This window comes from Pseudomonas sp. LG1D9 (genome assembly GCF_002949995.1).
GTDB lineage: Bacteria > Pseudomonadota > Gammaproteobacteria > Pseudomonadales > Pseudomonadaceae > Aquipseudomonas > Aquipseudomonas proteolytica.
The window spans coordinates 3,365,960-3,378,449 of record NZ_CP026881.1; the positions used below are offsets into that span (position 1 = coordinate 3,365,960).

Annotated in this window: 6 protein-coding genes; 1 reads left to right on the plus strand and 5 read right to left on the minus strand. The window is 62.0% G+C overall.

Going from position 1 to position 12,490, the window contains the following annotated elements; genetic code table 11:
* Positions 1-21: 21 nt before the first annotated feature.
* Positions 22-1,287: an urea ABC transporter substrate-binding protein gene (urtA, locus tag C5F71_RS15860; RefSeq protein WP_029297732.1), complete on the minus strand. Its 1,266-nt coding sequence runs from the start codon at positions 1,285-1,287 to the stop codon at positions 22-24.
* A 284-nt stretch (positions 1,288-1,571) separates the two neighbouring features.
* On the opposite strand from urtA, the gene C5F71_RS15865 reads away from it, so the two are divergent.
* Positions 1,572-7,466 (plus strand): DUF4329 domain-containing protein, encoded by a 5,895-nt coding sequence (locus C5F71_RS15865; protein WP_104911489.1) that lies wholly within the window; start codon positions 1,572-1,574, stop codon positions 7,464-7,466.
* 33 nt (positions 7,467-7,499) lie between these two features.
* Here the strand turns inward: C5F71_RS15865 and C5F71_RS15870 are convergent, their stop codons facing one another.
* The 4 genes from C5F71_RS15870 to C5F71_RS15885 form a co-directional block, all read right to left on the minus strand.
* A complete protein-coding gene (locus C5F71_RS15870) occupies positions 7,500-8,510 on the minus strand; it encodes an iron ABC transporter permease (RefSeq protein WP_029297729.1) in 1,011 nt (336 codons plus the stop codon).
* Positions 8,507-9,454 (minus strand): ABC transporter substrate-binding protein, encoded by a 948-nt coding sequence (locus C5F71_RS15875; protein ID WP_104911490.1) that lies wholly within the window; start codon positions 9,452-9,454, stop codon positions 8,507-8,509. Before C5F71_RS15875 ends, C5F71_RS15870 begins: the two co-directional genes overlap by 4 nt.
* Positions 9,451-10,239: an ABC transporter ATP-binding protein gene (locus tag C5F71_RS15880; protein WP_029297725.1), complete on the minus strand. Its 789-nt coding sequence runs from the start codon at positions 10,237-10,239 to the stop codon at positions 9,451-9,453. Before C5F71_RS15880 ends, C5F71_RS15875 begins: the two co-directional genes overlap by 4 nt.
* Positions 10,240-10,370: 131 nt before the next feature.
* Positions 10,371-12,479: a TonB-dependent siderophore receptor gene (locus tag C5F71_RS15885; protein ID WP_104911491.1), complete on the minus strand. Its 2,109-nt coding sequence runs from the start codon at positions 12,477-12,479 to the stop codon at positions 10,371-10,373.
* Positions 12,480-12,490 lie beyond the last annotated feature (11 nt).

Below are 12,490 nucleotides of genomic sequence, written 5' to 3' on the forward strand. Positions count from 1 at the left end.
ACATTTGATCTGTGTTGGGGCTTAGTTGCTCTTCACCGCGTGATCCGGCTTTTTGTCATTGCCAGGGATGTACGGGCTCCATGGCTGGGCGCGGATCGGCCCTTCGGTCTGCCACACCACCGAGAACTGCCCGTCTGACTGGATCTCACCAATCATCACCGGCTTGTGCAGGTGGTGGTTGGTCTTGTCCATGGTCAGGGTGTAGCCCGACGGCGCGGCGAAGGTCTGGCCGCCCAGGGCTTCACGCACTTTGTCGACGTCGGTGGACTTGGCTTTTTCCACGGCCTGCGCCCACATGTGGATCCCGACGTAGGTGGCTTCCATCGGGTCGTTGGTCACGGCCTTGTCGGCGCCCGGCAGGTTTTTCGCCTTGGCATAGGCTTTCCAGTCGGCGACGAACTTGGCGTTGACCGGGTTCTCTACCGACTGGAAGTAGTTCCACGCCGCCAGGTTGCCCACCAGCGGCTTGGTGTCGATGCCGCGCAGTTCTTCTTCGCCGACCGAGAACGCCACCACCGGAACCTCGGTGGCTTTCAGGCCCTGGTTGGCCAGTTCCTTGTAGAACGGCACGTTGGAATCGCCGTTGACCGTGGACACCACGGCCGTCTTGCCGCCCGCCGAGAACTTCTTGATGTTGGCGACGATGGTCTGGTAATCGCTATGGCCGAACGGGGTGTAGACCTCTTCGATGTCCTTGTCGGCCACGCCTTTGGAATGCAGGAACGCGCGCAGGATCTTATTGGTGGTGCGTGGGTACACGTAGTCGGTGCCCAGCAGGAAGAAGCGCTTGGCGCTGCCGCCTTCTTCGCTCATCAGGTACTCCACCGCCGGGATTGCCTGCTGGTTGGGCGCCGCACCGGTGTAGAACACGTTGGGCGACATTTCTTCACCTTCGTACTGCACCGGGTAGAACAGCAAGCCATTGAGTTCTTCGAACACCGGCAGCACCGATTTGCGCGACACCGAGGTCCAGCAACCAAACACCACCGCGACCTTGTCCTGGGTCAGCAACTGCCGGCCTTTCTCGGCAAACAGCGGCCAGTTGGACGCAGGGTCCACCACCACCGGCTCGAGCATCTTGCCGTTCACGCCACCCTTGGCGTTGATCTCGTCGATGGTCATCAGCGCCATGTCCTTGAGGGACGTTTCGGAGATGGCCATGGTTCCGGACAGCGAATGCAGGATGCCGACCTTGATGGTCTCGGCGGCCTGGACAGTCCAGGTCATGCCCATGGCGGCAATGGATGCCGACAGAGTGAAAGCCTTTATCAAGCTGCGACGCTTCATGGTGTGGTCTCCAGAACTCAATATTTTTAGGGGGCAGGTAGGGCGCTGAGGGAGCGTTTGCAAAGGCTGTGCCTACTGCGAGTGGCCCCTGGTTATGCGGGGAGTCAGGCGTCTGGATCGCGAGCTGTGCACCAAGTCAGGGCTTGTTTCAGGTGTTGGTGCAGGGCGCGCGCCTGAACGGGGCAGGGTGTGGATAACTATCTAGCGCCCTGGGGATGGCGCCAGGGGCAAAGATCGCCGTGACCCTGGCCAGCGTCTGGCCACGGCACATTTGAGGGGATGTCATGGAACGACCTAAACGCGGATGGTTCGGCGGTGGCCTGAAGTCCGATGTGGCGCTACCACCTGTGGGGCCTGCCTTTATCACCATGGACGATGCGGCCCGCTACGCCCACCGGCAGATCGGCAGCCGGCGTGATGTCGAGTATGGAGGGGTGATTCTGGAGCGCGTGTCAGATGGCTATTTCTATAGCACCGAACCTATTGCGGGGCAGCGCAATACTTTCGACTTCTGGGACGTGCTCAAGGTCGACAGCAACAGTCAGTACTTGCACCCGCAAGGCTATCGGTGCGTGGCCGAATATCACTCACACCCCGATATTTTCGACGCTTTTGCGGCCAATAATCCTGAGCTTTCCGAACGCCAGGCCAGGGCCTTGAACAGCTTCTTTTCGGATATCGACCTGAGCATCAATATTTTGGAGCGCGGCTTTTTTTCTGCTTCTTACCTGTCCGGTCCGGACGGTGCGCTGCTCAAACATGTCACCACGGGGTCGGAGGCGGAGCGGCGCTTTGGCGTGTGGTTGAAGAAAGGCCTGCACTTCGGCCATGAGGACGGTCCCCCCGACGTGAAACCTGAGAGCCTCATCAAGAAGCTGCTCAGCGTCAGCCAATTGTCCTTCGTGGTGCCCAGTGGTTTATGGGGCGGCTCGGTAGGTACAGTGCCCACGCAATGGCAGCCTTTTTCCCCGTTCGTCTCGCGCACCTACGACCTGCCGGCTTGCGGGGCTGTGCAGTCCGGGCTGGATGCCACGCTGGCATTGCTTGAGCACCGCCAAACGGCGTTTATCCTCAAGCACATCGATAAAGAAGATTACGTGCTGATCGAGCCGCTGGCCGGTGGCGCGGCGCCTGTGACCATTCAACAGCTTTTTGCACTGACCCCGGATGGCAATCGGGTGCAGCACGATCAGTTTCATTGGTACGGCGTTTACCAGGGGCGCACCCCAGTGCCTGCCAGGCTCACCGCCCAGGAACCATGGTTGTACCGCAACTTTTTTGCTCCCGTCGAACTGGCAACCCAGCTTTATCAAGGGCACCAGTCCAAGGACTTGTTGGGGCCACAGCAGCGGCTGGTGTTCTATCGCAGTGTCAATGATGGAGCCTTGCTGCAATACACCTGTTCGTTCTCGGCGGCGGAGGCCGATCTTTTTCGCGTCGAGGCTGACGGTCGGGTGGTGGATAACCAGATCGATTCGGCGTTACTCGCCGGTACATTGCGGCCTCGGGCCTTTGTGTTGCGCGTGGCCGCAGCAGGGCATCTGACGGTCTTGCGCACGGGAAAAGTCTGGGACAGGAGCGGCCCAGTGGATGCTCAGTGGCGCGCGTTTTCATTGATTCCAAAACCGGTCTTGAGCCCGCCCTTCATCAGCGCTGACGATGCTGCCCGCTGGGCCCACGACCGGATTGGCAACCAGCGAGACAAGGAGTACGGCGGTGTCGTGCTGAAACAGGGAGTGCGCTATTTCGCCACGGAGCCGGTGGCCGGCATGGCCACTCAGTTTAGTTTTATCACCATCCTGGCCACCGATGAACATGATCACTTCATCGCCCCGCAATCTTATGAGTGCTACGCCCTCTATCACTCCCATCCGGCCAAGTCCGAGGGAGAGCAAGAACTGTTGACGCAACACCCCGCTGATCAGGTCGCTTTGTTTGTCAGCTTTTTTTCGTCGGCTGACGCGACGTTAATCATCGCTAATCGCACGTTTGCTTCGGCCCACTATCTATCGGGGCCGGGGGGCTCGTTGCTCAAATACGTAAGCAGCGGTTCGGCTGCAGAGCAGAAGCTGCTGGATCAGTTGACCGGTGAAGAACCATTTGAGCCGAACACTGAATTTGAGGCAGTGATTTGGAGTATTGCAGACGTTGGAGACCTGCGAGTGGTGCTGCCCAGTCGTGTTTGGGGAGGTGTTCGCGGCCGTGTCTCCAAAGGGTGGCGACTCGGTACGCCGGTCGGTCCTGCCAATGTCGTGCAGGAGCAGCCCTTCTTCACATCCGCCGCGAACACGGGGCAAGTGGCTGCGCTGATTGCACTGAACCACATGGCCGCCTTGCCAGCCGGTGCGTACCAAGGCGTTGTACTCAAGCACAAGACCACGCAAACCTACGCCGCGACGCTGCCCGTTGCGGCCGGCACGAGCGTGGCAAGCCAGTTTCCGCTGCGGGCCGACGGTCAGCCAAGACTGCCGGCCAATTACCGACTGGTCGGTATCTACCGCAATGCGCCGCCCCTTGATGCCGCGCAACTGCCCGTTCGGGAGGGTTGGCTGTACAGGCGCTTTACCAGCCCGAAATTGCTGGTGGAGAGCGTACAACAGGGGCTGGAAACCTTTGCGTTGCAGGTCGCCGGGCTGGGGCTGAAGTTGTATCTGCGCACCGCCGACGACGCATTGCTGCAATGGCAGGTGCCAGGTGCCGCGCCCGACAACGAACTGGTGACGGTGACTGGCAGTACGGTGACCGACAAAGGCAACCAGGCCGCCTTGCTCGACGGCTCGTTGTCCCCACGGGACTTCGTGCGCCGGGTGATCCGGGCCGGTGCGTTGTCGGTGCTTCAGCAGGGCGCGTTATGGCAAACCCAGGGACCGGTGTATGACAGCGAGAGCCTGCCATTGGGCTCGGTTCCCATGGTGTTGAGTGCGGCGTTCCTGACGGCCGAAGATGCCGCTCGCCATGCCCATGAGCGGATCGGCTTTCGCCGAGCGGCGGCCTATGGTGGTTATATCCTCAAGGGCCTGGATGGGCGATTTGTCTTCACTGAGCCGTTGACTATCCACGGCAATGGATTCACTGCCGACCTGCTCACGCCGGTTGCCGGTAATGGGGTGCTGGTACCGCCGCGAGGTTATGAGCTGCATGCGCGCTACGCCTCCCACGCCGCACTGTCGGCCGGTGACCGCGAGCGCCAGCAGCGGTTGAACTGGACGCTGACGGACCTGGAAGTCATGACCACGATGTTCTCGGATCAGGAACTCCACGCGGTGATTGCGTCGCGCCGGCCTGCCTACCTGAGCGGCTCGCCGAACAACCTGATCGGCTACGTCCCCGGCGGCTCGGCCAGGGAGGTGGTGGTGCAGAGCAACACCACCCGTGAGCCTGGCAAGCATGGGTATTTCGAGCGATTGGAAGCAGGTGCGCTCAAGCCGGCAGACATCGTTACCCGGCTGGCTGACGCAGGCGACCTGCAAGTGCTGGTCCGCAGTTCGTTGTGGGGCCCCCGTGGCCGGGTCTACAGCGACTGGACGCCAAACTTCGACTACGCCGATGTCGATCCGTTGAGCCCGGCATTCGGCGCGATTTTCAGCAGCCAGGATGGCGCGGCGCTCAATGCCCATTTGCGTTGGGCAGGCAGGAACCTGGATGCCCAGGGCTACATCGCCTATGTGCTCAAGCACCCAGAGGCGGATGAGTTTGTGGTCAGCGAACTGTTACCGGTAGCCCTCAGCGGGCGTTCGTTACGTGACGCCTCCAAAGGTGCCGGCTATCTGGCTGGTGGTGCTTTCGCCAGGGGCTTTACGGTGGTGGGGCTGCTCTATTCACAGCAATGGCTACCGTCGGGGTTGCCGCCGGTCGAGGCCTGGCTGATGCGGTTTTTTGTCACCCCGAATGTGCTGATGCGTGCCGAAGACGACGCCCGCTCGATACCGCGTGCTTCAGCGACAGGCATATTGCCGGTCTACCTGTCGACGCTGGACGGCGCCTTATTGCGTTATCAGCCACAAGTCGCGCCCCTGCTCACAGAGCCCCCTCAAGGTGAGGACGTGACAATCGAGGGCATGAGCCTGCGCAACGGCACGTTCGACACCGCCAAGTTTGTTTCATTGGTCGCCAAGGTCGGGGATTTGCGGGTGCTGTACAGCAGCCAGTGCTGGGATCGGCGAGGGGCGGTGAGCCGAGGCTCCGAGCCATGGCGACCCTATGCCAATTTCCTGCGCCGTCGCCTGGGGCCGGCCTTCCATCATCAGGACGATGCGGTACGCCATGTACAGTCGTTGTTGCTCCAGGGCAACGGCTTGATGGGCGGGGTGATCCTCAAGCGCCCCGACGGCCTGTTTGTGGCCACTGAGCCGCTGAAAGTGCCGCGTGAAGATTTCGACCCCAAATGGATCTTCCCGGATGAAGTGGTCAGCACGGGCGGCTTCCCCGCCGCCCACACCCTTGTGGGGCGCTACCGCTCAAGCCCGGTCCGCGAGTTGCCCTTTGCCCTGGAGACCCACCAGGAGCAGCTGTATCGCAATATGCCGTCCACTAGGGTGATTGGCGCAGCGCTTTGGGGGCAGGACGCCAGCTTGACTGACGAGTACCTGTTGGGCGCCGATCGCTGTGTGGTGAGTTACACCCGCAGCGGGACGCCATTGGAAGAGCAACTGAAAAAAGACCTGCAAGCGTTGGATCCGGTGCGCGCAGATCTGCTGGATAACCGCATTGAGCGGCAGATCCGCAAGGGCGAACTGACCCCCACTGAGTTTGTCACCCTCCTGGGCAAAACCGGGGTGTTGCGAGTGGTGCAGGGCAGCCCTGCCTGGGGTGTTCCACGTCGCATCAGTGGGGAGTTCATTGCGTTTCAGGTCGCGCCGTTGATGATCCGCAATGCCCTGGCAGACCCGGCCTTCAGTCCGCTCTTTGCCAACGAAAAGGATGCGATACGTTATGTCCATGAGCGCTGCCGACATGGTGAAAATCTACAGTTTGGCTATCTCTTCAAGTCAAAGAAAACCGCACGTTATATGGCCAGCCTGCCGATGGTGCGCCAGAGCTATCGCGACTTCTGGCAAGTCTTTCCCAATGGCCAGTTTCCCCAGGACTATGGGCTCGAAGGTTTCTACCTGTGCGCCAGCAACGTAGCCCAGGCGCCCGCCGATGATCCACTGCGCCAGGCGTTCTTTGCGCCCACGGATATCGACACCGGCATTCGCTTCTCCCTGCATGGCTTGAAGGACAAGCGCCTGGGGTTGTACTTGTCGTGCCAGGACGGCGCCTTGCTCCACTATGAGTACCAGGGAACCGAGGCCCAATTGGAGGATTTTGGGCGATTGGTCGAATTGCGCCAGCAGTTACTGGAAGGCAAGCGGACCGTACTCAGTTACGTGCAGGACCTGGTGGCGCGCGGCGATCTGAGCACGCTGATCCAGGGGCGGGTGTGGACCACGCGCAATCGTGTGGATCAGTTCTGGCGGCCTGGCGTGGTCGAGGTCTTTGTCGACCCATGGGCGGCGGCATGTGGCCCGGTGTTCTCCCATGGGGATGATGCGGTGCGCTATCTGCAGCGGCAACTCTCGCCTTATCAGGATCAGCAGTACCTCGCTGCCGTTCTGGCCGACGCCACGCGCTCCTCGTTCCTGGTCACGCTCCCCGTGGCTCCTGGGGTTGGGCGCGCGCTGATTTTGCGGCTGTTCTACAGCGGCCCTCAAGGTCCCGTCCAACCGGTGGAGCCCCCGGCGCCAATGCCGGACTTCCCGTCAAATCATGGGGTTGTCGGGGTGCATCTGCTCTACAGCAGCATGCCTGCCACGGACAGCCTGGATCCAGCGGACCAGGCCCTGTTGCGCAATTTTGTGGGGCCGGAACTCATGAGTTATTTCATCTGGGTATTGCGTAGCTTGCCCCGTGAGTCCGCCGCTCTTTATCTCTCGTGCCAGGGCGGTGCGCTATTGAAATACGTGCCAAGTTTTATGCCCACCGAAGGCAAGACGCTGGTGACCGGGCCCACGGTTTATCCCAGCGTGTTTCTCAAAGGCATGGTCAACGCTGGCAAGCTGTTGGTCCTGGATAAAGACGGATTCTGGATCAACGAAGGGCAGTTGTCCGAGCAGCAGTTGGGATATGCCAATGGTCTGAGCCTGGAAGCGATCGGGGGGGATGAGCCGCTGAACATACGGGACCGGGATGAGCTGTAAGCGCGGGCCCGGTTTTTTCAGGGGGCCGGCGGCCTAACGCTTACGCATCAGGCCAATGAAAAACAGCCCGCCAATCGCCGCCGTGGCTACGCCGATAGGCAGGTCTTCGGGGGCGATCAGGGTGCGTGCAGCGACGTCGACCCATACCAGGAACAGGCTGCCGAGCAAGCCGCAGGCCGGTAGCAGTCGCCGATGCTCGGCGCCCACCAGGCGCCGGGCAATGTGCGGCACCATCAACCCGACAAAGCCGATGGAGCCGCTGATGGACACCAGTACGCCGGTCATCAGCGACGTAATCAGGAACACCTTCAGGCGTACATTGCGTGCGTTCAGGCCCAGGGTGACGGCGGTCTGCTCGCCAGCCATCAGTGCGTTGAGCGGGCGCGCCATGCCCAACAGCAACAGCAGCCCGAGCAGCACAGTCGCAGAGGGAATTGCCAGCAACTCCCAGCGCGCCAGGCCCAGGCCGCCGAGCATCCAGAACATCACCGCCGACGCCGCGCGATGGTCGCCCATGAACAGCAGCAGGTTGGCCACCGCCATCATCACAAACGACACCGCGACACCGCACAACAACAGGCGATCACTTTCCAGGCGCCCGTTGCGACTGGCCACGGCCAGCACCACGAGCATGCTCAACAGCGCGCCGATAAATGCGGCCAGCGGCAGCGTCAGCAAGCCGATGACCTGGCCGACATGCAGCACCACAATCACCGCGCCCAAGGTGGCGCCGGAGGTCACGCCCAGCAGATGGGGGTCGGCCAGCGGGTTGCGCGTCACGGCCTGCAGCACCGCGCCGATCAACGCGAGACCCGCGCCCACCAGCGCGCCGAGCAGCATGCGCGGCACGCGGATCAACCAGACGATATGTTCCTGGCCGGCGCTCCAGCTCACCTCGCCAACGCCCGCTACCTTGTGCAGCAGAATCCGCCACACCACGTCCTGGGGCACCCGCGCGGGGCCGAAGCCCAAAGACATCACGCAAGACACCAGCAACAACGCGCCAAGGGCAACCAGCAGCAGGGCGTAGCGACGGTCAATCATGGGTTGTGAAACCCCTTGGCCAGGGTCTGGACCGCCAACACATTGTCGATACCGGGCGTGGCCTGCACGTAGGGGATCACGATAAAGCGCTGGTGCTTGATGGCGTCCACCGCTTGCAGCGCCGGGTTGTCCAGCAGGAATTGCTGCTTCTGTGCGGCGCTGATTTCGCTGTAGTCGACGATCACGATGACCTGTGGGTTGCGCTCGACCACGGTTTCCCAATTGATGCGGGTCCAACTGGCGTCCACGTCATCGAGGATATTGCGCCCGCCCGCCGCCTCGATCAGCGCTTGCGGCATGCCCAGGCGGCCCGAGGTCATGGCGCGGTCTTCGCCACTGTCGTAGAGAAATACCCGGGGTTTTTCCGCCGGCAGGTTTTTTTGTATATCGGCGACCTGTGCCTGCATCCGGGCGATCAAGGCATTGGCGCGCTCCTGCACGTCGAAGATCTTGCCCAGGTTGCGCAGGTCGTTATAGGTGTCATCCAGGGTGGCGGCCGGACGCTTCATCACAAACGCACAGGACTCGGTCAGCTCCAGCACATTGATGCCCAAAGGTTGCAGGGTTTGCGGCGTGAGGTCGCCGCCCACGCGCATGCCGTAGTCCCAGCCGGCGAAGAAGAAATCGACGTTGGCATTGAGCAGGGTTTCCACCGACGGGTACTTGCTCGCCAGCTCTGGCAGGCCATCGAGTAGCTGGGCCATTTGCGGGGTCACGGATTTCCAGCCCGTCACGCCGCTGTAGCCGGCCATGCGCGACTTGAGCCCCAGGGCCAGCATCATCTGGGTCATGTTGATGTCGTGGCTGACGGCGTGTTCCGGCGCCTGGTTGAAGGTCACTTCGCGGTTGCAGCTCTGGATTTTCAGCGGGTAATGGGTCGCTTCGGCAAACGCCTGGGCGGTGCCCAGCAGCAAAGCGAGGGAGAGCAGGGAGCGCAGGATCATGGTTGGGTTATCCAGGTGATTCGAGGGTAGCCGGACAAAGGATGGGCATCGATCAAGGCCTCGACACCGAAGACCTCGCGCAGCAACTCGGTGGTCAACACCTCGTGCGGCGTACCGCTGGTGATGATGCGCCCGTGGTTTATCACGTACAGGCGATCACAGAAGGCTGCCGCCAGGTTCAGGTCGTGGATACTGGCCAGGGTGCCGATCTGCAGGCGCTTGACCAGCTTGAGCAGCTCAAGCTGGTAGCGTGGGTCGAGGTGGTTGGTCGGTTCATCGAGGATCAGCAATTGCGGTTGCTGGGCCAGGGCGCGGGCGAGGATCACGCGCTGCTTTTCACCGCCGGAAAGGGTGGCGAAGGCGTGGTCCTCAAAGCCCAGCAGGCCGACGGAGTCGAGGGCTTGTTGCACCAGTTGGCGATCGTGTTGGGTATCGCCGTCGAACAGCCCTTTGTGCGGCGTGCGGCCCATGGCGACGACTTCATCGACGCGCAAGCCGAAGGCATCGGGGAACTCCTGCAACACCACGGCGATGCGCTGGGCGCACCAGCGTGAAGGCTGCTTCCAGACGTTCTGGTGATCGAACCGCACTTCGCCCTGCTCGGGTTTGCTGAACCGATAGGCGCAGCGCAACAGGCTGGTCTTGCCGCTGCCATTGGGCCCGATCAACCCGACAAACTCCCCGGCGCCCACCTGCAGGCTGGCATCACGCAGCTGGAACTGGTGATGGCAGTGGCTGTGGCCCAGGGGGGACCAGGCGAGGTGGTGAAGGTCGAGGGTGGGCATCATCGGTCTCAAGGTTAACACTGTCCCAAAATGTGGGAGCGGGCTTGCTCGCGAATGCGGTGGGTCAGTCAACATATTCATCTCTGACCCACCGCATTCGCGAGCAAGCCCGCTCCCACATTGTGGGGGGGTTAGAAGGTGTAGTCGGCCGTCACAAAGAACGAGCGCGGCTCCCCCAGTATCCATTGCTGGCCGTCATTGTATTGGCTCACGGCATAGGTGCGGTCGAACAGGTTATTCAATTGCAGGCCCAATGTCGTGTTGCGCAGGGCTTTCCACGAAACGCTGGCATCGACCACGGTGTAGCTGGGCAGCTCGTTCTGGTTGGCCATGTCGGCGTAACGGGCATCCACATAACGTACGCCGGCACTGGCGCGGATGTCTTCGGTCACGGCCTTGCTCAGCCACAGGTTGGCGGTGCGGCGCGGCACGTCCACTGGGCGATTGCCATCGCGCGATACCTGCACGCCGCCGACATTCTGCTGGAAGTCGTCGTACTGCGCCCGCACGATGGCCGCGTTGGCTTGCAGCTGCCAGGCGTGGGGCAGTTGCAGGTCGAGGCTGGCTTCCAGGCCATTGGAGGATTGCTGGCCCACCTGCTGTTTGAACTGCGGGTTGCCCGGCACATCGGTCAGCAGTTTCTTTTTGACGATATGGTAGGCCGCCAGGGTCCACTCGCCGCGCTGGTCCCAGAAGGCCTGCTTGATACCGATCTCGGTCTGCTTGGCAGTGGACAGGTCGAACGCTTGCTGGCTTGAACTCAGGGAGATCAACCCGCCGACGCCATCGGTGCTGGTGGCGTACTGGCCGTAGACCGAGGTGTCTGGAGTGATGGCAAACACCAGGCCGGCCTTCCAGTTGTTGCCGGTCAGGGTCCTGTCGCTGCGCTCACCGCTGCGCAGTTCATCGCGGTCCAGGTGCACGTAGTCGCGACGGATGCCGGTGATCAGCGAGAGCTGGTCGGTCAGTTGCAGGCGGTTTTCGGCAAAGCCTGCGAACTGTTTGGTGGTGGTGGCGAACAGCGGCAGGAACGGGTCGGCACTTTCAAAAGGGGCCTGGGCCGGGTGTTTCACATCAATCGGCTGGCCACCGGTTACGACGTCTTTAAACGGTGAGTTGCTGGCCAGGCGGAAACGGATGCGGTTGTATTCCACGCCGGTCACGGTCTGGCTATCGAGGCCGAATAGGGTGTGCTTGAAGGTGAAGGTCTGGCGATCGCCGACCTGCTCCTGGTTGTGCTTGATGCCATAGAACCCGCTGCGGGTCAACTGCCCGGCGCTGAAGTTGTAGTTCTCGGCGTTCTGCCAACGGCGCTGGGCCTTGAGGTAGTACAGCTCGTTGCGCGCGCTGACGGCATCGTTGATCTGCCATTCGCTGCTCAGGCGCGTCCACTGGTCGTTGTAGTGCTGGGTGTCGTTGCTGACGTTGTAGTTCTTGTCCCGCAGGCTCTTGTGCAGATGGCCGTTGAGCAACGGTGTGCCGAAGTAGTTCTGTGGGCGCTGGTCGCCGTAGTCGTGGGCCAGGGTGAAGCTCAGGTTGTCGGCGGCCTGCCAGCGCAGGGCGCCGCTGGCAAAATCGCTGGCCGAGTCGCCACGGTCGATAAAGCCATTGCTGCGCAGGCGGTTGAGGTTCAGGCGATAGCTCAAGGTGTCGGTCAGCGAACCGCCGCTGTCCAGGGCTTGTTGCTGGCGATCATAGGAGCCGTAGCCCAGGCGGATGTGGTTTTCGATCTCGCCAGTGAAGGGCTTCTTTGAAATCGTGTTGACCACTGCGCCGGTGGCGCCTTCACCGTACAGCACCGAGGCCGGGCCGCGCAGCACGTCCACGCGCTCGACTGCCCAGGTGTCGACCGGGAAGGTCGAGGTGCCCATGCCGGTGTACAGGCGGTTGCCATCATACAACTGCATCACCGAGCCCTGGCCGGTAAAACCACGGGCTTGCAGCGAGGTGCCGCCGTCGCCCGGGGTGCCGGTGCGGCTGATGCCGGTGGCCCGGGAGATTGCGTCTTGCACACTGGCGTCGCCCCGCTCGCGAATCTGCGTGCCGGTCTGGCTTTCGACACTGGCGGGGGTTTGCAGGGCTGTGAGGCCCAGGCGCGAACCGGCGGTGGTTGGAGTGCTCAGGTCGATATATTCGCTGTCCACCGCCGGGGCGGTCACGGGGCTGGCGGGCAGGGTCAGGGCCTGGGCGCTGTTTTGCAAGGCAAGCAGGCACAGGCCGCTGGCAAGGTACTTGTTCATCGGACGACAGA

Excerpts from the sequence above, each read along its gene's own strand:
- C5F71_RS15875 (WP_104911490.1), bottom strand. The coding sequence starts at position 9,454 with ATGATCCTGCGCTCCCTGCTCTCCCTCGCTTTGCTGCTGGGCACCGCC.
- C5F71_RS15870 (WP_029297729.1), bottom strand. The coding sequence starts at position 8,510 with ATGATTGACCGTCGCTACGCCCTGCTGCTGGTTGCCCTTGGCGCGTTG.
- C5F71_RS15865 (WP_104911489.1), top strand. The coding sequence starts at position 1,572 with ATGGAACGACCTAAACGCGGATGGTTCGGCGGTGGCCTGAAGTCCGAT.
- C5F71_RS15880 (WP_029297725.1), bottom strand. The coding sequence starts at position 10,239 with ATGCCCACCCTCGACCTTCACCACCTCGCCTGGTCCCCCCTGGGCCAC.
- C5F71_RS15885 (WP_104911491.1), bottom strand. The coding sequence starts at position 12,479 with ATGAACAAGTACCTTGCCAGCGGCCTGTGCCTGCTTGCCTTGCAAAAC.
- urtA (WP_029297732.1), bottom strand. The coding sequence starts at position 1,287 with ATGAAGCGTCGCAGCTTGATAAAGGCTTTCACTCTGTCGGCATCCATT.